General features: G+C 71.6%; 18 protein-coding genes. 11 read left to right on the top strand and 7 right to left on the bottom strand.

Annotated elements, in window-relative coordinates; genetic code table 11:
* Positions 1-350: 350 nt before the first annotated feature.
* The 3 genes from dnaB to AC5RUW_RS02815 all read left to right on the top strand — a co-directional run bounded on the left by dnaB (position 351) and on the right by AC5RUW_RS02815 (position 4,410).
* A complete protein-coding gene (dnaB, locus tag AC5RUW_RS02825) occupies positions 351-1,730 on the top strand; it encodes a replicative DNA helicase (protein ID WP_494006327.1) in 1,380 nt (459 codons plus the stop codon).
* 65 nt (positions 1,731-1,795) lie between these two features.
* Positions 1,796-2,410, top strand: coding sequence for a hypothetical protein (locus AC5RUW_RS02820; RefSeq protein WP_494159302.1), 615 nt, complete (start codon positions 1,796-1,798; stop codon positions 2,408-2,410).
* 245 nt (positions 2,411-2,655) lie between these two features.
* Positions 2,656-4,410, top strand: a complete 1,755-nt coding sequence (locus AC5RUW_RS02815) for an ABC-F family ATP-binding cassette domain-containing protein (protein WP_494159301.1) — start codon at positions 2,656-2,658, stop codon at positions 4,408-4,410.
* Between the two features lie 9 nt (positions 4,411-4,419).
* On the opposite strand, the gene AC5RUW_RS02810 is transcribed toward AC5RUW_RS02815, so the two are convergent.
* Entirely contained in the window at positions 4,420-6,417 is a 1,998-nt protein-coding gene (locus AC5RUW_RS02810) for an APC family permease (RefSeq protein WP_494159300.1), read from the bottom strand.
* A gap of 408 nt (positions 6,418-6,825) precedes the next feature.
* On the opposite strand from AC5RUW_RS02810, the gene AC5RUW_RS02805 reads away from it, so the two are divergent.
* The 3 genes from AC5RUW_RS02805 (at position 6,826) to AC5RUW_RS02795 (ending at position 9,853) form a co-directional block, all read left to right on the top strand.
* Entirely contained in the window at positions 6,826-7,590 is a 765-nt protein-coding gene (locus tag AC5RUW_RS02805; RefSeq protein ID WP_494159299.1) for a transglycosylase family protein, read from the top strand.
* A 548-nt stretch (positions 7,591-8,138) separates the two neighbouring features.
* Positions 8,139-9,419, top strand: coding sequence for an HNH endonuclease signature motif containing protein (locus AC5RUW_RS02800; RefSeq protein ID WP_494159298.1), 1,281 nt, complete (start codon positions 8,139-8,141; stop codon positions 9,417-9,419).
* 95 nt (positions 9,420-9,514) lie between these two features.
* A complete protein-coding gene (locus tag AC5RUW_RS02795) occupies positions 9,515-9,853 on the top strand; it encodes a hypothetical protein (protein ID WP_494159297.1) in 339 nt (112 codons plus the stop codon).
* Between the two features lie 47 nt (positions 9,854-9,900).
* Here AC5RUW_RS02795 and AC5RUW_RS02790 read toward each other — a convergent pair whose 3' ends face one another.
* Complete coding sequence (locus tag AC5RUW_RS02790) at positions 9,901-10,182, bottom strand: MoaD/ThiS family protein (RefSeq protein WP_494159296.1); 282 nt, start codon at positions 10,180-10,182, stop codon at positions 9,901-9,903.
* 43 nt (positions 10,183-10,225) lie between these two features.
* Positions 10,226-11,320 (bottom strand): WD40/YVTN/BNR-like repeat-containing protein, encoded by a 1,095-nt coding sequence (locus AC5RUW_RS02785; RefSeq protein ID WP_494159295.1) that lies wholly within the window; start codon positions 11,318-11,320, stop codon positions 10,226-10,228.
* 192 nt (positions 11,321-11,512) lie between these two features.
* Between AC5RUW_RS02785 and AC5RUW_RS02780 the strand changes: the two genes are divergently transcribed.
* From AC5RUW_RS02780 to AC5RUW_RS02760, 5 genes are read left to right on the top strand one after another with little or no spacing between them, the layout of a single operon-like run.
* A complete protein-coding gene (locus AC5RUW_RS02780; RefSeq protein ID WP_494159294.1) occupies positions 11,513-12,472 on the top strand; it encodes a DUF4031 domain-containing protein in 960 nt (319 codons plus the stop codon).
* Positions 12,469-13,728, top strand: coding sequence for an MFS transporter (locus AC5RUW_RS02775; RefSeq protein WP_494159293.1), 1,260 nt, complete (start codon positions 12,469-12,471; stop codon positions 13,726-13,728). The genes AC5RUW_RS02780 and AC5RUW_RS02775 overlap by 4 nt, the downstream gene beginning before the upstream one ends.
* Positions 13,725-15,080, top strand: coding sequence for an MATE family efflux transporter (locus tag AC5RUW_RS02770; protein WP_494159292.1), 1,356 nt, complete (start codon positions 13,725-13,727; stop codon positions 15,078-15,080). Before AC5RUW_RS02775 ends, AC5RUW_RS02770 begins: the two co-directional genes overlap by 4 nt.
* Positions 15,081-15,131: 51 nt before the next feature.
* Positions 15,132-15,713 (top strand): hypothetical protein, encoded by a 582-nt coding sequence (locus tag AC5RUW_RS02765; protein ID WP_494159291.1) that lies wholly within the window; start codon positions 15,132-15,134, stop codon positions 15,711-15,713.
* A 56-nt stretch (positions 15,714-15,769) separates the two neighbouring features.
* Positions 15,770-16,195, top strand: coding sequence for a hypothetical protein (locus tag AC5RUW_RS02760; protein ID WP_494159290.1), 426 nt, complete (start codon positions 15,770-15,772; stop codon positions 16,193-16,195).
* Between the two features lie 97 nt (positions 16,196-16,292).
* Here AC5RUW_RS02760 and AC5RUW_RS02755 read toward each other — a convergent pair whose 3' ends face one another.
* The 4 genes from AC5RUW_RS02755 to AC5RUW_RS02740 all read right to left on the bottom strand — a co-directional run bounded on the left by AC5RUW_RS02755 (position 16,293) and on the right by AC5RUW_RS02740 (position 20,463).
* The gene (locus tag AC5RUW_RS02755; protein WP_494159289.1) at positions 16,293-16,484 is read right to left on the bottom strand and encodes a DUF2795 domain-containing protein; all 192 of its coding nucleotides are present in this window, start codon (positions 16,482-16,484) and stop codon (positions 16,293-16,295) included.
* Between the two features lie 120 nt (positions 16,485-16,604).
* Positions 16,605-17,513, bottom strand: a complete 909-nt coding sequence (locus AC5RUW_RS02750) for a glycosyltransferase family 2 protein (RefSeq protein ID WP_494159288.1) — start codon at positions 17,511-17,513, stop codon at positions 16,605-16,607.
* The gene (rfaE2, locus tag AC5RUW_RS02745; RefSeq protein WP_494159287.1) at positions 17,510-19,048 is read right to left on the bottom strand and encodes a D-glycero-beta-D-manno-heptose 1-phosphate adenylyltransferase; all 1,539 of its coding nucleotides are present in this window, start codon (positions 19,046-19,048) and stop codon (positions 17,510-17,512) included. Before rfaE2 ends, AC5RUW_RS02750 begins: the two co-directional genes overlap by 4 nt.
* A complete protein-coding gene (locus AC5RUW_RS02740) occupies positions 19,045-20,463 on the bottom strand; it encodes an aldehyde dehydrogenase family protein (protein ID WP_494159286.1) in 1,419 nt (472 codons plus the stop codon). The genes rfaE2 and AC5RUW_RS02740 overlap by 4 nt, the downstream gene beginning before the upstream one ends.
* Between the last annotated feature and the right edge of the window lie 82 nt (positions 20,464-20,545).

The following is a 20,545-nucleotide window of genomic DNA, read 5'->3' as shown; positions in this document are numbered from 1 at the left end:
CGCAAAAATACTTTTTCTCCACAGGTGTTAACACGCGTTTGCCCTAGTCAGAGCCATATTTCGCACATATGTTCCCCTCTGTCCACAGAGTTATGCCCAGCCTGTGCACACAACACGCCGCGTTATGCACAGGCCACCCACAGGCTCTGTGGATAAGTCACTTGGCGATGTGGTCGGAGGAGGACTACGGTGACGGGGAATCCCTCATACGCCGGGGAAAAGTCCCCTTATCCCCACATTCCCTGCCCGCCGCCGTCGTCGGCGGGAATGTCGGTGGCAGGAGGTAGGACTGGAACCAGCCGGCCCGGTGCCCAGGGGTCGCCAGCATTACCTCTCGGAAGGCTTTTACAGTGTCGCTCACGCATTCGGACGCTCCGGCGGTCTCCAGCGCCGGGGATTTCGGCCGCACACCCCCGCAGGACCTGGTGGCGGAGCAGTCCGTGCTCGGCGGCATGATGCTCTCCAAGGACGCCATCGCCGACGTCGTCGAGGTGCTGCGCGGCGTCGACTTCTACCGCCCGGCCCACGAGGCGATCTACGAGTCAATCATCGACCTGTACGGCCGCGGCGAGCCCGCCGATGCGGTGACCGTCTCCGATGAACTCACCAAGCGCGGTGAGATTACCCGCATCGGCGGCCCGGCCTACCTGCACACGCTGATCCAGTCCGTGCCCACGGCCGCGAACGCCGGGTTCTACGCAGAGATCGTGCGGGAGCGCGCCGTCCTGCGCCGGCTGGTGGATGCCGGCACCAAGATCGTCCAGCTCGGATACTCCAACGACGGCGAGGTCGACGACCTGGTCAACGCCGCGCAGGCCGAGGTCTTCGCCGTGGCGGAGCGGCGCACCGCCGAGGACTACGTGCCGCTGAAGGACATCATCGAGGGCACGGTCGACGAGATCGAGTCGGCCGGACACCGCGGCGAGGGCATGACCGGCGTGCCCACCGGCTTCTACGAACTGGACGAACTGACCCAGGGGCTGCACCCCGGTCAGATGATCGTCATCGCCGCCCGTCCCGCCGTCGGCAAGTCCACCTTCGCGCTGGACTTCGCCCGCTCCGCGGCGATCAAGAACAACATGACCACGGTGTTCTTCTCCCTGGAAATGGGGCGCAACGAGATCGCCATGCGCCTGCTCTCCGCCGAGGCCACCATCGGGCTGCAGGACCTGCGCAAGGGCACCATCAAAGACGAGCAGTGGGGCAAGATCGCCACCACCATGGGCCGGATGAACGACGCGCCGCTGTTCATCGACGACAGTCCGAACATGTCGCTGATGGAGATCCGCGCCAAGTGCCGCCGGCTCAAGCAGAAGCACGACCTCAAGCTCGTGGTGCTCGACTACCTGCAGCTGATGTCCTCCGGCAAGCGCGTGGAATCCCGCCAGCAGGAAGTCTCCGAGTTCTCCCGTGCCCTGAAGCTGCTGGCCAAGGAGCTTGAGGTGCCGGTGATCGCGCTCTCGCAGCTGAACCGCGGCTCCGAACAGCGCACCGACAAGAAGCCGATGGTCTCCGACCTCCGTGAATCCGGCTCGATCGAGCAGGACGCCGACATGGTCATCCTGCTGCACCGCGAGGACATCTACGACAAGGAGTCTCCGCGGGCCGGCGAAGCCGACGTCATTGTCGCCAAGCACCGTAACGGCCCTACCAAGACCATTGTGGTCGGCTTCCAGGGCCACTACTCCCGGTTCGCGAACATGGCCGTCGAGGGCGGCAGCGGGTTCTGACCCGCGGTTCCGTCCCCGAGCCTCCGCACTCACCCACCCCACCGCCACGGCCTCCAGGAGTCCCGATGCCCAAATCAAAGCCCCGCAGGAAGGCCGCCGCCAAGAAGAAGCAGGCCCGCCGCGCCACGCATGAGGTCAACGCCCGCTTCCGCGGCGAGCAGGCCTTCTTCAGCGACGAGGCGGACGCCCTGCTGACCGCCCGGGGCTGGATCAGCGAGCGGGCCCAGCCCGGCGGCGCTGACCTGGGCGACGCCTGGTACTGGATGCCCTCCCAGCTGCCGGCCTACCTGGCCGAGGGGGAACCGGTTCCGACGTCGGTCTTCGCCCTGGCCGAGGGTGCGTTCGGCAGCGAGTTGGCCTCGGTGGGCAGCTCGGTTCCGCCCGGCGCGCAGCGCGAGTACGCCTCCCTCGCTGAGCTGGAGGCCGACCTCGAACGGCTGGAGGCGCACCGGGTTCCGGAGGGGCAGTACACGGTGCTCGATGGCGGGCCCTCCGAGCAGGAGACCCCGGATGACCTCATCGACTCCATCGCCGAGGAATGGGAGCTGATTGCCGAGCTCATCCACTTCCCGTACAGCGACGCCGGCCCCCGCTCCTTCGCCGCCGTCGAGCAGGCCCGGGACCAGGGCCGGCTCTCCGACTACGCGTATCAGTCCGTGCTGGCCGGCCGGGCCGGATAGCACGGCCCACGCCGGCCCGGGCGCGTCCGGCCGGGGCCCGCGCCGGCCCGGGCCCCGCGTCCGCCCGCTCCTGCGCGCCTTGCCTGTACCGGCCGGGCATGGCTAGCATCGACCCATGTTCAAGTCCTGATTGACGTGCCCGCGCCTGCGGCTGCCCCGGAGCGATGCCGACGCCCATGCTGCGTCCGCTCCCGGAGGGTTCCACGCCCGGCGGGCTGATCCATCTGCGGACGACAGGACCCTTCATGGCCGACTCCACTCCGGCGTCTTCGACTACCTCCCCGACTTTTTCCTCCGCCGCGCGCCGTGCCCGCACTGCCCGGCACTTCAGTTTCGACGGCATTGGGCTGAGCTATCCGGGCCACCGGATCCTCACCGACGTGACCTTCACGGTTCCGGCGGGATCACGTACCGGCCTGATCGGGGAAAACGGGGCCGGCAAGTCCACCCTGCTGCGCATTGCAGCAGGACAGCTTGCGCCTGGCGCAGGGACGGTCCGGCGCCCCGCCGGCACCGGGTACCTGGCGCAGGAGTCGATTCCCTCGCCGGCGGCGACCCTCGGCGAGGCGGTGGACGCCGCCGTCGCACCGGTCCGCCGGCTGGAGCCGGCCCTGGCCCAGCTGGCGGCGCAGCTGGCCCGCGGCCCGGAGGACGCCGCGGTCGCCCGGGCCTACGACCTGGTGCTCACCGAAGCGGAACGGGCCGGGCTGTGGGCCCTGGAGGCCCGAATCGGCACGGTGCTCGGCGGGCTTGGGCTCGCGGATGCGCCGCTGGACAGGCCCCTCCGGCGGCTTTCCGGCGGCCAGCGCCGCCGGCTCGCCATCGCCGTGCTGCTGCTTGAGCGCCCCGACGCGCTGCTGCTCGACGAACCCACCAACCATCTCGACGACGACGCCGTCAGCTTCCTCGCCGCGGAACTGCGCGGCTGGACCGGGCCGGTGCTGATGGCCAGCCACGACCGGTGGTTCCTGGACACAATCGCCACGCACCTGGTGGATCTGGACCCGTCGCCCGGGCCGGAGGGCTACGGTACCGACGCCGTGCAGGGGCGGCGGTACACCGGGGGGTTCTCGGCCTACCTCAGGGAACGGGCCGAAGAGCGGCGGCGATGGGTCGAGGCATGGCACGCGCAGCAGACCGAACGGGCCCGGCTCCGACGCGCAGCCGGGACCACGCAGGGCGAGGTCTTCCACACCGACGTTCCGCGGACCGAGGCCCGCGGAGCGCAGAAGTTCTATGCCGACCGCGCCGCGAAGACCGTCGGCGGGCGGATCCGCTCAGCCCGGCAGGCCCTGGCGGCGCTGGAGCGGCAGGCCGTTCCTCCGCCGCCGGTGCCGCTCCGCTTTCGGGGCGCCGACTCATGGCGCGGCGTCGACACCGCTGCCGGGCCGGGATCCACAGCCGGCCGCCCCGATCGGCTGTCGGATGCGGAGGAGCCGCTGCTGACCCTGGCCGGAGCCGGAGTGTGGAACAGGCTGGAGCCCCTGGACCTGGTCCTGCACACCGGGGACCGGCTGCTGGTCGAGGGCGCCAACGGGTATGGCAAGTCGACGCTGCTGGCCGTCCTCGCGGGGGAACTCCACCCGGATGTCGGCACCGTGCAGCGCCGCCCGGAGCTCGGGGTCGGCTGGCTGCGCCAGGACGGGGAGGTGGGGCTTCCCGCTGATCTGACGGCGGAAGAGGCGTATCGGCGGCGGCTGCGGTTCCCGGACCTGGCACCGTCGCTCCCGGATCTCGGCCTGCTGCCGGCATCCCGGTGCGGGCTGCCGCTGAGCCGGTTGTCCCCCGGCCAGCGGCGGAGGGTGGCCCTGGCGCCGCTCCTGGCCGAGCCCCCGGAGCTGCTGCTGCTCGACGAACCCACCAACCATCTGTCCCTGGCCCTGGCGGAGGAACTGGAGAGCGCGCTGGACGCGTACCCCGGCGCCGTGGTCCTGACCAGCCACGACCGCTGGCTGCGCCACCGCTGGGACGGTCCCAGGATCGGGCTGCGGCGGGGCTGACGGCCCGGCTCAGCCCCGGGTGTGGGCGCCGGGACCGCCGGCGGGCTGGCCCTCGGCGTCGCGGCTTGAGGCCAGCTGCCACGGCACGCTGGCGACCATGATGCCGGGCTCGAAGTGCAGCCGGGCCTTGATCCGCAGCGCGGTCTGGTTGTGGACCAGCTGCTCCCACCAGCGGCCCACCACGTATTCGGGGATGTAGACCACGAACAGCTCGCGGGGCCGGTTCCGGCGCGCTTCACGCAGGTAACTGAGCACCGGTGAAATGGTCTCCCGGTACGGGGAGGACAGGACGGTCAGCCGCACCGGGATCTTCAGCCGCTCCCACTCGTCGGTGACCCGCCGGGTCTCCTCCGGGTCCACGTCCACGGTGATGGCCTCCAGGCTGGAGGGTCGGGAGGCGCGGGCGTAGGCGACGGCGCGCAGCGCCGGCTTGTGCACCTTGGACACCAGGATCACGGCGTTGACGCGCGAGGGCAGCGCAAGGCCCTGTTCGTCGTCGCCCAGGGCCAGTTCCCGGGCCACGGACTCGTAGTGCGAGCGGATGCCGAACATCATCAGGTACAGCCCGGCCATGGCGAGCAGTGCGATCCACGCCCCGTGGGTGAACTTGGTGACGATGACGATCACGAGCACCAGCGCCGTCATCCCGAAACCCAGCGAGTTGATCGCCCGGGACCGCTGCATGGCGCGCCGGGCCTCCTTGCTCCGCTCCAGCCGCAGCCGTCCCGTCCAGTGCCGGATCATGCCCAGCTGGCTGGCGGTGAAGGAGACGAAGACACCCACGATGTAGAGCTGGATCAGCCGGGTCACGTCCGCATTGAAGAGCAGGATCAGCACCAGTGCGCCCGCCCCGAGGGAGATGATCCCGTTGCTGAAGGCCAGCCGGTCGCCGCGGGTGCGCATCTGCCGCGGCAGGTACCCGTCGCGGGCAAGGATCGAGGCCAGCACCGGGAAGCCGTTGAACGCGGTGTTGGAGGCGAAGACCAGGATCAGGCCGGTGGCCCCCACCACCAGGTAGAAGAGCAGGCTACCGTCACCGAACACCGTCTCCGCCAGCTGGGAAATCACCGGGTGCTGGATGTAGCTCTCGCCCACCGGCCGGCCGTCGTCGAGCAGCTGGGTGGCCGGGTCCTGGACCACATGCACCTTGGCCGCGGCCGCGAGGGCGAGGATGCCGGCCAGCAGCGAGGCGGCGATGATACCGAGCAGCAGCAGGGTCGTGGCGGCGTTGGCGCTCTTCGGCTTGCGGAACGTGGGCACGCCGTTGCTGATAGCCTCCACGCCGGTCAGTGCCGCCGCACCCGAGGAGAAGGCACGCAGCAGCAGGAACGCGCCGGCCAGGCCCACCAGGCCGTTGTCCAGCCCCGCCTCGGGCACGATGCTGAAGTCGGCGGAGGGCGCCTCGCCCAGCTCTCCCGTGACGGCCAGGAAGCCGCCGTAGAGGCACATGCCCAGCACGGAGGCCATGAAAATGTAGGTGGGCACCGCGAACAGCGCCCCGGCCTCCCGGACGCCGCGCAGGTTCACGAGCACGAGGATCACGACGCCGGCGGCGGCCAGGGCGGCGCGGTGCTCGTGAAGGGCGGGGACCGCCGTCGCCAGATACGCCGCGGCGGAGGACATGGACACCGCCACGGTGAGCACATAGTCCACCAGCAGGGCCGAGGCCACCGTGAGGCCGGCCGGCCGGCCCAGGTTCGTCGTCGCGATCTCGTAGTCGCCGCCGCCGGAGGGGTAGGCGCGCACGTTCTGCCGGTAGGAGGCGACGACGGTCAGCAGCACCACGATGACGGCCAGGCCCACCCAGGGGGAGAAGGTGACGGCGGCTACGCCGGCGAGGGCCAGGGTGAGGAGGATCTCGTCCGGCGCGTAGGCGGCCGAGGACAGCGCGTCGGAGGAGAAGACCGGCAGGGCGATCCGCTTGGGTAGCAGGGTCTGCGAGAGCCGCTCGTTGCCGTAGGGGCGTCCCACCAGAATGCGCTTGAGCGCATTGAAGAACGTGAGCACGAGGACCAAGGTTAGACCGGGGCCTGCGGACTGTCCAGAAACGGCCGAAACCGGGTGTGAGAAACCTAACCGATAGGCCGTGGATGGTACTCGATCGGCTTGCTGGCGCGGATCTGCGACACGTAACGATTCACGCCGAGTTGATATCGATTTGGTCTCGACTGCAGGCTGCCCTATCTTCGTTAAGAGCCCGAATCGAGGGTGAACCGTTGACCGGAACAGCGTCGACGGCGGTCGGCACCGCAGAGGTGCGACCGGGTAGGAAATGCCAAGTGCCACGCGTCCACCGTGCAGTCGCCGCTGCGTGCGCACCGTAAGAGACCTCCGACAGTCTGGGGTAGGCGACGGCGCGATGAAGCCCGGGGACGGGTAGAGCGCAGGTGGAACCCTTGGGAGCAGAAGAAACCGATGAAGAACCAGAAGATCCGTCGTATCGTGCGTCGCAGCCTGGCCACTGCCGCCATCACCGGCGCGGGCGCAGCGGGACTCGTCAGCCTCGCTGCTCCCGCCAACGCCAGCTCCATGGACTGGGACGCCCTTGCACAGTGCGAAAGCAGCGGAAACTGGCAGATCAACACCGGCAACGGCTACTCCGGGGGACTGCAGTTTGTCCAGAGCACCTGGGAGGGCTATGGCGGTACGAGCTACGCCCCGACCGCCGCGCAGGCGACTCGTGAGCAGCAGATCGCTGTCGCCGAGCGGGTCCTGGCCTCGCAGGGCCCCGGTGCCTGGCCGGCTTGCACCGCCAAGCTGGGCATGACCGGTGCCACCGCCAACCCGCAGGCCACCGCTCCGGCCCCGACCCAGACCGAGACCTACGTCCAGCCTCAGGCTGAGGTTCCGGCTCAGACCTACGTCCAGCCGCAGGCCGCCGAGCAGGTTGCCCCGGTGGAGACCTACGTCCAGCCGCAGGCCGCCGAGGTTCCCGCGCCGACAGCTGCCGAGAACATCCAGGTGCAGGCCACCGCTCCGGTGCAGACCGCTCCGGTCCAGACCGAGGCTCCGGCCCTGTCCGGTGAGACCTACACCATCCAGGCCGGCGACACCCTGTCGACCATTGCCGAGAAGCTGGGCATCGAGGGCGGCTGGCAGGCTCTGTACAACGCCAACGTCGACACCGTCATCCACCCCGACCTGATCTTCACCGGCCAGGTCCTGCAGCTGCCGGCCTAGCAGGCTGCTGCAGTCAGGCAGGTTCTGCAGTCCTGCAGCAGCACTCCTGCAGTACCTGCCGCCGGTGACGGCAGGCACTACGGAGGGCACTCCCGCGCACAGCGGGGGTGCCCTTTCGTCGTTGCCGGGCGGACTCGTGCTGCCGGGTGGCCCCGGCCTGCTGCGCTCGGGCGGCGGCCGGAACGGGGGCGGTCCCGGCCTGCCGCTGTCCTCCACAGGAATGGGCCGCGAGAGTGTTGTGCCCGGCACTGACGGGTACGCGACAGATGCCCGAAGCCTGTTGCTGGAATGGGGCTATGACAGCCACCGTGAACGGCGGAAGCGGACCGGACGGTCCCGGGGAGCGCGGCCCGATGAAGCCGGGCGGCAGCGCAGGCTCCGTGGCGCCTGGGCCGGGGCATGAGTTGGCCGCCGGTGTGCCGGAGGCGGTCCCCGCAGCTGTGTCGGACCATGCGTCGGAGTTTCGGCAGGCAGGTGGGGAAGGTGCCGCAGGGCTTTTCACTTCCCGGCATCCGGTGCTGACCGGTTCCCTGGTGCTGGAGGACGTCATGGCTCTGCCCCAGGATCGTCTCGTCGAGGCCTTGGAACTGCTTGAAAGGGTGCTGTCCTGGGCCCGGGCCCAACAGGCCCGAGGCATCCACCGGCTGCAGCAGCTGGTGGCGGATGAGCTGTCTTTCTTCGACCGGACGGATCCACAGCTGGCATTTCGGGCGGCCGCTTCGGAGGTCGGTGCGCTGCTGTGCCTGCCACCGCTGACGGCCCAGCGGCTCATGGCTGAGTCGCAGACGCTTGCCGCCGACTGCCCCGAGACCCTGGCCCGGCTGGAGGACGGCCGGCTTACCTACGGGCAGGCGCAGGCCATTGCCCGTGTGGTCGCGGGGTTGGGCCGGGAGGACCGGGAGCGGATCGAGCAGATCATGCTGGGGAAGGCCAAGGACCTGACGGCTGCCCAGCTCGAGCGCATCGGACGCCGGCACCGGGACGCCCTGCTCAGCGAGGAACAGCTGGCCAGGCAGCATCGCCAGGCGCGGGCTGAACGCTCCGTGTGGCTGCGTCCCGAACCGGAAGGCATGGTGCAGCTGTCAGCTTTCCTTCCGGCTGCCCAGGGGCAGGGCATCTACGCGATGCTCACCACGGCGGCCCGGGGTGAACAGGCAGCGGGCGATCCCCGGACATTGAACCAGCTGCGCACCGACATCTTTGCGGCATTGCTGACCGGCGATCCTCAGTGCAGTCCGCCGGCTGAGGGGAGCGGGGGCGCTGATGAACAGGAGCATCCCGGCGCCCTCCGGGGCTGCACCCCTGACAGGGCAGCCGGAGGGACGCGGTGCGAAGTCATGGTGCTGCTGACGGCGGAGACGCTGCTGGGGTTGAGCGGTCAGCCTGCTGAGCTGAACGGATATGGCTCCATCAGCCCTGAGGCAGCCCGTGCCCTGGTGGAATCGGCTTCACACCTGACCGCTTTGCTGACCGATTCCCTGGACGGTGAAGTCCTGGCGGTGGGTGCCCGACGTCGAGTCCCCCCGGGCGTGAAGCGCTGGCTGCAGGCCAGGGACGGGACCTGCCGCTTCCCCGGATGCAGCGCCGGAACCATTGCCGCCGAAACCGACCACACCGTGCCCTACGTACAGGGCGGAAGCACCGACCATCGGAATCTCGCCTGCCTGTGCCGGAAACACCACCGGCTCAAGACGCTCGGATTCTGGCACGCCCGCCAGCCTGAGCCCGGACACCTGGTCTGGACCTCGCCGACGGGACGGACGTACCGGACCGAGCCTCAGCTTGTCCTGAAACAAGGCCGGGCGGAGCCCGAGCCGGCCCCGTTCTAGGGGATGACCCTTCCGGAACCGACACCGATCCGGGCCCCTTCACCGGCCGGGGGAGGGGCGGTCCGCACCTTTGCCGGGCACAGTACCCTTTCGCTATGAAAGCACTTCCGACCGTCCACGCGGAGCCGCGCCTAACTGTGAAGGCTCCGGCGTACCGTGTTCACTTCTGGGAGCGGCCGGCTCCGGGCTGGGCGTGGAACCTTGATGCGCACGTTCTGACGGAGGCCGCCGACGTCGGCGAGGTCCTGCGGTGGGTCGAGGACAACGCGCGGGGACGCCGCGTGGAGATCTTTGTCGAGATGGACGAGGAACCGCAAGGGGATTTTCAGGCTGCCCGGGAAAGCGGGCTCCTCCGCCTGCTGGGCAGCGACCCCAACGATCCCGACAGCAACAACGACCCCAGCGGCGTCAACGGCTCAACGGGAGCAAAATAGGAGGACCCGCAGGGACCCACAGCCGTTAGTAGGAGCCGTCGGGGGTTTCAGCCGCCGGCTACGGACTGCAGCACCAGTACTTCGGCACCGCCGACGACGGACCCTCCCCGGGCAGCGAAGTCGCGGATGTCCTCCCCGTCCACATATATGTTGACGTAGCGGCGGACGGCCCCGGCTTCATCACAGATCCGGTTGAGGATCCGCGGGTACTGGCTGCGCAGGGCGGCAAGCAGCCCACCAACCGTGGGGACCTCGGCAACCACCTGCACGACGCGCCGTCCATCCACAGCCTCGGCCAGGGAGGCCGGCAGCATCAGCAGCACGGCCACCGGCCCCGACGCCGCCGGTCCCGGCTCCGCCGTCTCCGGCGGCCTAGAGCTGGACGGCGCGGACACAGAGCACATCTGGAAGATTGGCGGCGACCAAGTTGAACGATTCGCCCTCGTCGGCGCTGGCATACACCTCGCCGCCCCGGGTGCCGAAGTAGATGCCCACCGGGTCAGCGTTGTCGATGGCGGCGGCGTCGCGGAGGACGGCATTAAAGTCGTAGGCCGGCAGTCCGTCGTTGAACCGCTCCCAGCTGTCCCCGGCGTCCCTGCTGCGGTACACGGCCGGCCGTCCCTGCGGCGGATTGCGCTCCTCGCCGGACCCCATGGGAATGGTCCAGATCGTGTCCGGCCGGGACGGGTGGGCAAGCATCACGAAGCCGAAATCCGAAGACAGCCCGTCGGCGATGGAGATCCACTGCCCGCCGGCGTCGTCGCTGCGGTACACCCCGCCGTGGTTCTGCGCGTAGAGCCGCTGCGGGTTTCCGGCATCGCGGGCGATCTTGTGGACGCACTGGCCAAACTCGGGGTACTTCTCCGGCTGGAAGTCCGCGATGATCCCCGCGTTGGCGGGCGCCCAGCTGCCGCCGGCGTCGTCGGAGCGGTACACGCCGCCGGTGCTCATGGCGATGTGGACCGTGTCGTCCACCGGGCTGGTGGAGATGCTGTGCGCGGCGGGCCCGCCGTATCCCTCGCCCCACTCGGTGCGGTGCGGGTGGTCCCACAGCCCGCGCATCAGTTTGAAGCTGCGCCCGCCGTCCTCGGAGCGGAACACGGAGATCGGCTCGCAGCCGGCCCACACGACGCCGGGCCGGTCCGCGGTGTCCGGATACAGCTGCCAGATACGGTGGAGGGTGGCGCCGGTGTCTTCGGGGAAAGCGATCGCCGGGCCGTCGGGCTCCTGCCAGCTCATCCCGAGGTCTTCGGAGATCGCCACATTGGTGCCCCACCACTCCGACCGGACACCCGCCAGCAGGCGCGGCGGGCCGTCCCGGGTATCGAACGCCAGGGAGGGAACCTCAGATGCGGCAAAGTGCGGGCCGGTCAGGTCCCAGTTCCTGCGGTCCGGGCTGCTGGCCAGCCAGAGGCCTTTGCGGGTTCCGATGGCGACGACGGTCGACGGCGCGTCCATGCGACCCATTGCAGCATCACAATGCCGCTCCGACAAGGGGGAAAACCAATTCAACCGGCAGCGCGCCGCGCCGTCGGCAGGATTGCGGGGAGGCGCCGCGCAGAAGCCCGCCCCGGGGTCGCCGACGAGCTGCGCGTGGCATTAACCGGCCGCGCTGCGATAGGTATAGGTGATGCAGCTGTTCCGGCCGGAAGCCCGTCCATGATCTACATCGACCCGCCGATGTGGCCGGCGCACGGCACGCTCTTCTCCCACCTGGTCTCGGACACCAGCTTGCCGGAGCTGCACGACTTCGCCGGCCGCTGCGGGATCAGCCCCCGGGCCTTCGACGGCGACCACTACGATGTTCCCGCGCACCGGCACGGTGAGCTCGTTGCCGCCGGCGCCGTGGCCGTGGACTGCGGCAGCCTGGTCCGCATCCTCATTGCCAGCGGGCTGCGGATCCCGGCCCGGGAACGGCCAGGCGCCCTGGTCCGCCCGCTGATGGAGCGCTGGCACCGGCTGCTGCCGCAGCAGCCCGACCTCGGGTCGGCCCTGCTGGACCGGTGGAATGAACCGCACCGCCGCTATCACGACCGGCGGCACCTGCTCCAGGTCCTCGAGGCCCTTGACCTGCTCGCCGGCGGCCGGGTGCCCCGGCCGACGGCGCTCGCTGCCTGGTTCCACGACGCCGTATACGCCGGGCAGGCAGGAGCCGACGAGGAAGCCTCGGCCCGGCTGGCCGAAGACCTGCTGCCCGCCGCCGGAGTACGTGCCGCGGAGGTCGCCGAGACCGTCCGGCTGGTCCGCCTGACGGCGCAGCACCGGCCGGCGGACGGGGACGACGCCGGCGCGCTGCTCTCCGACGCGGACCTGGCCGTCCTGGCGCGGGACCCGGACGGCTATGCCGCATATGTCCGCGACGTGCGGGCCGAATACGCGCACGTGCCGGACGAGGCGTTCCGCCAGGGCCGGCGGCAGGTGGTGGAAGGCCTGCTCGCCGCCGATCGGCTCTACGCCACCGCGGAGGGCCGGCGCCGCTGGGAGGACCGCGCCCGCCGGAACCTGGCCGCGGAGCTGGCGGAGCTGGCGGAGCTGGCCGGGCTGCCCGGCCCGGCCGCCGCCCGCTCGCCGGCCGCGCAGCCGGACCCGGTACCCGGCCCCCACCGGACCACGCCGTGAGCTCCGGCACCGCCGGGGCAGGATTCACCGGCCACCCCAGGGGCAGCCGCGGCTACCGGGGCGTGCTCGTCGGCCTGGCCGCCGCCGGCGTCGCCACCTTCGCCCAGCTCTACTCGCTGCAGGGCGTCCTGCCGGACCTGGCCGCGGACCTGAACCTCCCCGAATCCTCCGCAGCGCTCACCGTCTCCGCCGCGACCCTCGGCCTGGCGCTCGCGGTGATCCCGTGGTCCGCCGCCGCGGACCGGTTCGGCCGCCTGCCGGCCATGCGCACCGCGATCCTGGCGGCCGTCGTCCTGGGGCTCTCCGTTCCCCTGGCCGACAGCTTCTCCCTGCTGCTGGTGCTGCGCTTCCTTGAGGGTGCGGCGCTGGGCGGCATTCCCGCCGTCGCGCTGGCCTACCTCAGTGAAGAGGTCGATGCGCGGTCGGCCGCCCTGGCGGCAGGCACCTACGTTTCGGGCACGACGGTGGGCGGACTGGCCGGCCGGATCATCGCCGCGCCGCTCGCCGAGGCAGTGGGGTGGCGGCTCGGCGTGGCGGCGGTCAGCGTGCTGGCGGCCCTCGCCGCCGTCGTCTTCATGCTCACCGCGCCCCGCCAGCGCGGCTTCACGCCCGCCGCCGACGGCGACCGGCTGGCGCGCAGGCTGGCAGCCCACCTGCGTGAACCCCGCATGCTCGTGCTGTATCTGCAGGGCTTCCTGCTGATGGGCGGCTTCGTTGCGGTCTACAACTACCTCGGCTTCCGGCTGGTCAACCCGCCCTTCGGGCTGCCGCAGTCGGTGGCCGCGTCGCTGTTCCTGGCCTATCTGGCCGGCACCTGGTCCTCCCGGGCCGCCGGACGGCTGACCGGGCACCCGCGGCTGGGCCGACGGCGGGTCCTGCTCGGCGCTATCGCCGTGATGGGAGCCGGGCTGGCCCTGACGGTCCTGCCGTTCCTGCCCGCGGTGGTCGCCGGGCTGGTGGTGTTTACCGCCGGGTTCTTCGGCGCGCACGCCGTCGCGTCCGGCTGGGCGGCGGCGATCGCCGTCCAGGGCCGCGCGCAGGCCTCCTCGCTGTACAACCTCGGCTACTACGCCGGATCCAGCCTGCTCGGCTGGGTGGGCGGCTTCTTCTTCCAGGACGCCGGCTGGGCCGCCCTGGCCGGGTTCGTGGCAGCGCTGATGGCCGTCGCCGCGCTCGCCGCCGCGCTGGTGCTGCGGGCCGACTCGGTGCTCCCGCCCGCGCCTGACCCCGTGCGCCGCCGTAGGCTGGAACGGTGAAAACGCGCACGCAGCCGCACCGGGGGACCGGGCGGCAGATCCTCGCCCTGGCGGTGCCGGCGCTCGGCGCCCTGATCGCCGAGCCGATGTTCCTGCTGGCCGACTCCGCGATCGTCGGGCACCTCGGCGTCGCCGAACTCGCCGGCCTGGGGCTGGCCTCCACCATCCTGCAGACCGCAGTTGGGCTGATGGTCTTCCTCGCCTACTCGACCACGGGCACCGTCGCCCGCTTCCTGGGTGCCGGCAGGCGTGGCGACGCCGTGGCCGCCGGGCGCGACGGCATCTACCTGGCGGTGCTGCTGGGCCTGTTGCTCTCGGCCGCCGGCATCCTCCTGGCCCCCGCCCTGGCCACCGCCCTGGGCGCCGACGGCGCGGTGCACGGCTTCGCGGTGGACTACCTGCAGTGGTCCATGCCCGGCCTCACGGCCATGCTCGTGGTCCTGGCCGCCACCGGCATGCTCCGCGGACTGCAGGATACGAAGACGCCGCTGCTGGTCGCCGGCGTCGGCTTCGCGGTGAACATCGGCCTGAACTTCCTGCTCGTCTACGGGGCGGGACTGTCGGTGGCCGGGTCCGCGATGGGCACCAGCCTCACCCAGCTGGGCATGGCCCTCGTCTACGTGCTGATGCTCGCCCGGATGGCACGCCGCGAGGGCACCCGGCTGCGGCCGGACCTGCGCGGGGTCCGCGCCGTCGCCCGGGTCGGCTCCTGGCTGATGCTGCGCACCCTCAGCCTGCGCGTGGCGGTGCTGGCCGCCGTCGTCGTCGCCACCGCGCAGGGGCCGGTGCAGCTGGCCGCCCATCAGCTGGTGATGACCGTCTTCACCTTCCTCGCCTTCGCCCTCGATGCGCTGGCCATCGCCGCGCAGGCCCTCATCGGCAAGGAGCTCGGCGCCGGCAACGCGCCGCTGGTGCGCCGGCTCACCGGCACCATGGTCCGCTGGGGCGTGGGCTTCGGCGTGCTGACCGGGGCGGTCCTGGCGCTGGCGGCCCCGCACCTGGGGGCGCTGTTCAGCCCGGATCCCGGTGTGCAGCAGGCCATGGCCGCCGGGCTGTACGTGCTGGCCGCGGCGCAGCCGGTCTGCGGACTGGTGTTCGTGCTCGACGGCGTGCTGATCGGCGCCGGGGACGCCCGCTACCTGGCCCTGACCGGGCTGCTGAACCTGGTGGCCTATCTGCCGCTGCTCTGGGCCGTGCACCTGGCCGCTCCGACCGGCAGCGCGGCCACGGCCTGGCTGTGGGCTGCCTTCGGGCTCGGCTACATGCTGGCCCGGGCGCTGACCCTGTCCTGGCGGGCCCGCCAGGAGGCGTGGATGGTTCCCGGTGCGACAGCAGGCGGGGCGAACGACTAAGCTTGACGGTGGCCAACCGGCCGCTCAAGCAACTTTTCCTGGAGGCTCAGCGTGGGCGTCAAGAATCCCGTCGCGCCGTGGACCCCGGTCCTGCTGCGCTCCGCCGCAGCCGCCGTCTACGGGCTGCTGTCCATCTTCTGGCCCGCGCAGGACACCACCTTCGTCAGCATCGCCGGCGGCCTGTACCTGCTGGTGACGGGCGTCGCCGTCTGGCGGACGGCCGCCGTGGCCGGCGCCGGTGAGGTTCCGGGCCTGCGGGCGCTGCTGCTCGCCGAAGCCGGAGTATATGCAGCAGCCGGCATACTCGTTGGGGCCCTGCAGGACAACTGGGTGTTCGCCCTCGCCGCCGGGGCCGCGCTGGCCGTCGGCGGCGTCGTGGAGCTGATGTTCTGGTTCCGGGCCCGCACCCGGTTCCTGCCCGCCCGCGACTGGCTGATCACCGGCGTCACCAGCATCGGCGCGGCCGTGCTGCTGCCCGTGATGCTGCAGATGGGCCTGGACGCCCGGGCCCTGCTTGGCGTCAGCGGCGGCTCGGCCGTCATCATCGCGGTGATCCTGGCGACCTCGGGGTTCGGCGCCCGGCATGATGCCCGGCAGCCGGCCGCCCCGCGTGCCGCGGACGCCGTAAACTAACAGCTACGGGTTTCTACTTTCTGTAGAAGCCGAGGAAACAGCAGGAGGACAGTTTCGTGGCCAAGAATACGAACGGGGACCCGCAGGAGCGGAACTCCGTGAAGGGACCGCTCGCGTTCTCCGCCGTGCTGGCAGTCATCGCCGGCGTCACCACCACCATCTTCGCCACCGGCGGTGCCGAGAAGGAACTTCGCCTGGACCTGGGCCTGATCGGCGCGGGCATCGCGTTCATCGCGAGCCTGCTCATCTCGTCGCTGCTGCTGATGACGGAAAAGCCCAACCCCGAGCACCTCAGCGCCGGCTCCGGCATCCACCGCAGCGCAGCCAAGATTCCCGGCGGCGCCGGCAGCGTGGGCGGCAACCAGCCGCAGCCGCGTGCCGCGGAGGACGACGGCCCCGCGCCCGCCGACGGCACCGCACCCCGCTCCGACGACGACGGCGCGGCCGGCCCCGGCACGCCGCGGACCCCCGGCACGCATTAGCCGGTCGAGCACAGCCTGACGCCGCCGTCCCCGCAAGGGGCGTCGTGCGTTCGGCGGCTGTCCACCGCCTGCCGGCGGCGAGCCGCCGGCAGGGCAGTCAGTCGAAGATTTCCTTGCTGATGTCGGTGGGGGCGTCGTACTGACGGTCCGGCAGCCCCTGGAGGGCGTCCATCACGGATCCGGAGGTGCCGGCGTCGGAGGCCTTCTGCACGATGGCGTCCTTGGAGGCGGGGTAGTCGAGGCCGCCGAGGGCCTTCTGGATGTCGATCGGGCTGGGCTTGTCGGCCATGGGCGCTTCTCCTTCGGCAGGTTCCCGGCGTTCCCGGGCTCCTTCCTTTGTAGGCCGACGGCGGCCGCCGTGCCTAGGTATTTCGGGCGCCGGGTGGTCCGGATGCCCGAACGCCCGGACTCAGGTGCCGAGCAGATCCGCGGCATCGACAGAGCGGTCGGGGACCGTGGTCGGCGATTCCAGGTGCACGGCGCCGCTGGGCAGGATCCCGGCGCCGCCGTAACGCTCCATCACCGCCCACTGCGCCGCGACGTCCTCGCCGGCGTGTTCGGGCGGCAGGTTCCGCCAAAAACCGAACCCGCCGCAGTCCTCCAGCTTGGCTCGGTCGAACAGGACGCAGGCGCCCACCCAGGCGACCTTGTACAGGCGCCACTCTTCCGGTCCCAGGCCGAGGTCGGCGGCGGCATGGACCAGGTTCGCGGCGTTGTGCAGGGTCCAGCGTTCCGAGCCGGGACCGTCGCGGCGCAGGTGTTCGGGCTGCACCGGACCGTCCCAGAACTCCAGCGGTTCGCGTTCGTGCGGCCGGTCATCGTCGAGATAGGACAGGCCCTGCACGGCCGAGCCGACAAAGCCGGCGCCGCTGGAGCGGACCGCGGCCAGCATCCGCGCCAGCGAGCCCGGCTCCAGCCACACGTCGTCGTCGAGGAACAGAACATAGGGTGCCGTCGCCTGTGAGAGCAGGAAGTGCCGCTGTTCGGCCAGGCCGCGGGCCGGAAGGTGCCGTTCCCGGCGCACCGGCCGGCCCTGAGCCTGCAGCACCCGGCACATGGCATCCGCGGCCGGGTGTTCATAGGAGGCGTCGCCCGTGCTTTGGTCGCTGATCAGCACGCGGAAGTCCGGGTCGTCCTGGCCGGCGAGCCCGGCGAGCGTCACGGCCAGCTCGGCCGGCCGGTCGCAGGTCGGGATCAGCACCTCGAGCGTCGGCGGCGCGGCCCCGGGCCGGCCGGCGTCCGGGCCGGTGCCCGGCCCGGCCCGGCGCGCATCCTGCCGGGCGGCCTCCGCCCAGCGTGCGGCACCGCGGCGGTTCACGGCCTGCTCCCGTCCGCCGGGTCGGGCTCCTGCCCCGGCAGCCTGCCGGCCTCCGGCCGGGCGCGGATCCGCTCCACGACGGCGGTCGTTGAATGGTCGGCGACGTAGTCCAGGATCCGCACCTGACCGCCGCAGGCCTCGACCACCGGCGTTTCCTCCAGCATCTGGGGGGAGTAGTCCCCGCCCTTGGCGTAAATGTCCGGGCGCAGCGCCTCGATCAGCGGAATCGGGGTGTCGGTATCGAAGACGGTCACGTAGTCCACGCAGCTGAGCGCGGCGATCACCCCGGCCCTGTCGTGCAGCGGATTGATCGGCCGGTCCGGGCCCTTCAGCCGCCGGGTGGATTCGTCGGAGTTCAGGGCCACCACGAGCACGTCGCCCAGCGCCTTGGCCTGGTTCAGGTAACGGGTGTGGCCGCGGTGCAGCACGTCGAAGCAGCCGTTGGTCAGCACCACGGTCTTCCCGGCGTCGCGTTCCAGCGCGATCCTGCCGAGCAGCTCCTCCGGGGCCAGCGCCGTATCACCGAGGCTGCCCAGATAGGAGACCAGATCGGTGGTGGTGCACACGGAGGTGCCGGGCCGCTGCACCACGATGTCCGCCGCGCTCTGCGCCAGGTCGACGGCGGTGGCCGGCGGCAGCCCGCAGGCCCGGGCCAGGGCCAGGCAGGCAACGAAGGTGTCGCCGGCACCCGAGGCCTGCTTCTCCGTCGCCGGGCGGGCCCACGTGCGGTGGGTGCCGCCGTCGCCGGCCAGCAGCAGCGCCCCGTCGCGGTCCAGGGTGACGACGGCGGCGCCCGCACCGGCGAGCGAGCGGATCCTTTCGGCGTGGCGGGCCACCTCGGCCGCCCGGTCCGCGGCCGGATCGAGCTTCAACCCCAGCATCGCCCCGGTCTCGGCGGCGTTCGGGGTGATCAGGTCCGGGCGCAGGTCCGCCCAGCGGGCGGGTTCGTGGGCGTCCACGAGCACCAGCTTCCCGCCCCGGTGCGCCTCCAGGGCCTGCCGGACTTCGCCGTGCAGCAGCCCGGAGCCGTAGTCGCAGACCAGCACGGCGTCCACGTCGGCGAGCTGCTCCGGCAGGGCCCGGGCCAGGTCGGCGGCGGCGTCGGGCGGCAGGGTCCGCGCGCCGTCGTCCATCCGCAGCAGCACCTGGTCCCCGGCGATGACCCGGTACTTGGTGGTGGTCTGCCGGTCCGGATGCAGCTGCAGCCCGGAAACCTCCACGCCGCCTTCGGCGAGCAGTGAGGCCAGCCGGCGGCCGGCCTCGTCGTCGCCGGCCAGTCCGGCGACGGCCACCCGGGCGCCCAGGGCGGCCAGGTTCATCGCCGTGTTGGCCGCACCGCCCGGGGCGTAGACCCGCCGGTGCAGGTCCACCACCGGTGCCGGCGCCTCCCGGCAGAGACGTTCCGACACGCCGGAAAACCAGCCATCCAGCATCACGTCGCCGACCACCAGGATCCGCGGCGCGGCCTCGGCCAGCTGTACGGGCAGGGCGGCGGTCAGGCCGCGGACGGCGGAGAAGTCGGGCTGCTCGCTCATGGGCGGTTCCCTGCGGCGTCCCGGGTCTGCGGCAGGCCGACGTGCACCACCTTGACCAGGGAGAACTCGTCCAGCAGCTCCGGGCCGTAACCGAAGCCGCTGCCGGATTCGCCGCGCGGCTGGGCGGCGCCGCCTGGAGCGCCGCCGAAGACGGCGTTCACCTTCACCGTGCCGGCCCTGAACGCCGCCACGGCGCGGTGCGCATGCCCGATCCGGCCGGTCAGGACGTTGGCGGCGAGCCCGTAACGGCCGGCGGCGGCGAGGGCCAGGCCCTCCTCGAAGCTGTCCACCACCTGCACGGGCGCCACGGGGCCGAAGGTCTCTTCGGTCATGATGCTCATCCGGTCGCTGCAGCCGAGCAGCACGGTGGCCGGGTAGTGCGCGCCGGGCCCCGCCGGGACCGCGCCGCCCTCCGCGGCGGTGGCGCCGAGCCGCAGCGCCTCCTCGACCTGCTCGTGCACCAGGGTGCGCATCCTGCCGTCCACCAGCGGGCCCAGCGGATCCTCCGTGTTGCGGCGCCGCGCCTCGGCGGTGAGCGCGGCAACGAACTCGTCGGCAATGCCCCGGTGCACGTAGATGCGTTCGACGGCGGTGCAGATCTGCCCGCTGTTCGCGAAGCAGCCCAGCGCCGCCTGCTGCGCCGCCCACTCCGGATCGACGTCGTCGTCAATGAGCAGCGGATCGTTGCCGCCGTTCTCGCGGATCACGTGCGCGCCGGTCAGCGCCGCGGCGCGGGCGATCCGGGCGCCGGTCGCGGAGGACCCGACGTGCGCGAACATGTCCACGTCGGTCTCCGCGGTGAGCGCGGCACCGAGCTCCGGCCCGCCGGTCAGGGTGGCCAGCACGCCGTCGGGAAAGTGCGGGGCGAGTATTTCGCCCAGCCGGGCGCCGGTGTGCGGGCACCGCTCCGAGGGTTTGTGGATCACCGTGTTGCCGGTGACCAGGGCCGCGCCGAGCAGCCCGGCGGCGACGGCGACCGGATCGTTCCACGGCGTGAGCAGGACCGCGACGCCGCGCGGCTCAATCACCGTGTAGTCCGCTGCGAGCACGGAGCCGCGCAGGCTGCGGCCGCGGTGCACGGGCCCGAGCTCGGCGTACTGCTCCAGGGTGGCGACGCCGGCCTCCACCCCGCCGAGCGCGTCGCCGTAGGGCTTGCCGGTTTCCCGGGTGTTCAGCCGGGCCAGTTCCTCGGCGTGTTCGGCCACCGCGGCGGCGGCGGCCCGCAGGGCCTTGCCCCGGGCCGCCGGATCGGTCGCGGCCCAGCCGGCGCGGGCGGCAGCGGCGGTACGCACCGCCGCGGTGGCCTCGTCCCGGCCGGCGACGGGCAGGCTGCCGACGACGGACCCGTCGGCCGGGTCGTGGATGGTCAGCTCGGACTGGCCCGCTGTGGTGTCGATGTAGGCGCTGGTGGTCATGCCGCTCCTCAGGTCGGTCCTCCCGGCTGCGCGGAGCCGGTACGTGCTCTTCTACACGGCCTGTACCCCCTTCCGGAATGAT

The sequence above is a fragment of the Arthrobacter sp. Y3222053 genome (assembly GCF_059092805.1).
The sequence above is the reverse complement of the archived record's forward strand: the minus strand, read 5'-3'. Positions and strand labels throughout refer to the sequence as shown.

Bases quoted from the DNA above. Each gene is read 5' to 3' on its own strand.
- AC5RUW_RS02780 (WP_494159294.1), top strand. From the start codon at position 11,513: ATGATCTACATCGACCCGCCGATGTGGCCGGCGCACGGCACGCTCTTC.
- AC5RUW_RS02785 (WP_494159295.1), bottom strand. From the start codon at position 11,320: ATGGGTCGCATGGACGCGCCGTCGACCGTCGTCGCCATCGGAACCCGC.
- AC5RUW_RS02755 (WP_494159289.1), bottom strand. From the start codon at position 16,484: ATGGCCGACAAGCCCAGCCCGATCGACATCCAGAAGGCCCTCGGCGGC.
- AC5RUW_RS02820 (WP_494159302.1), top strand. From the start codon at position 1,796: ATGCCCAAATCAAAGCCCCGCAGGAAGGCCGCCGCCAAGAAGAAGCAG.
- rfaE2 (WP_494159287.1), bottom strand. From the start codon at position 19,048: ATGAGCGAGCAGCCCGACTTCTCCGCCGTCCGCGGCCTGACCGCCGCC.
- AC5RUW_RS02815 (WP_494159301.1), top strand. From the start codon at position 2,656: ATGGCCGACTCCACTCCGGCGTCTTCGACTACCTCCCCGACTTTTTCC.
- AC5RUW_RS02795 (WP_494159297.1), top strand. From the start codon at position 9,515: ATGAAAGCACTTCCGACCGTCCACGCGGAGCCGCGCCTAACTGTGAAG.
- AC5RUW_RS02800 (WP_494159298.1), top strand. From the start codon at position 8,139: ATGGCTCTGCCCCAGGATCGTCTCGTCGAGGCCTTGGAACTGCTTGAA.
- AC5RUW_RS02740 (WP_494159286.1), bottom strand. From the start codon at position 20,463: ATGACCACCAGCGCCTACATCGACACCACAGCGGGCCAGTCCGAGCTG.
- AC5RUW_RS02805 (WP_494159299.1), top strand. From the start codon at position 6,826: ATGAAGAACCAGAAGATCCGTCGTATCGTGCGTCGCAGCCTGGCCACT.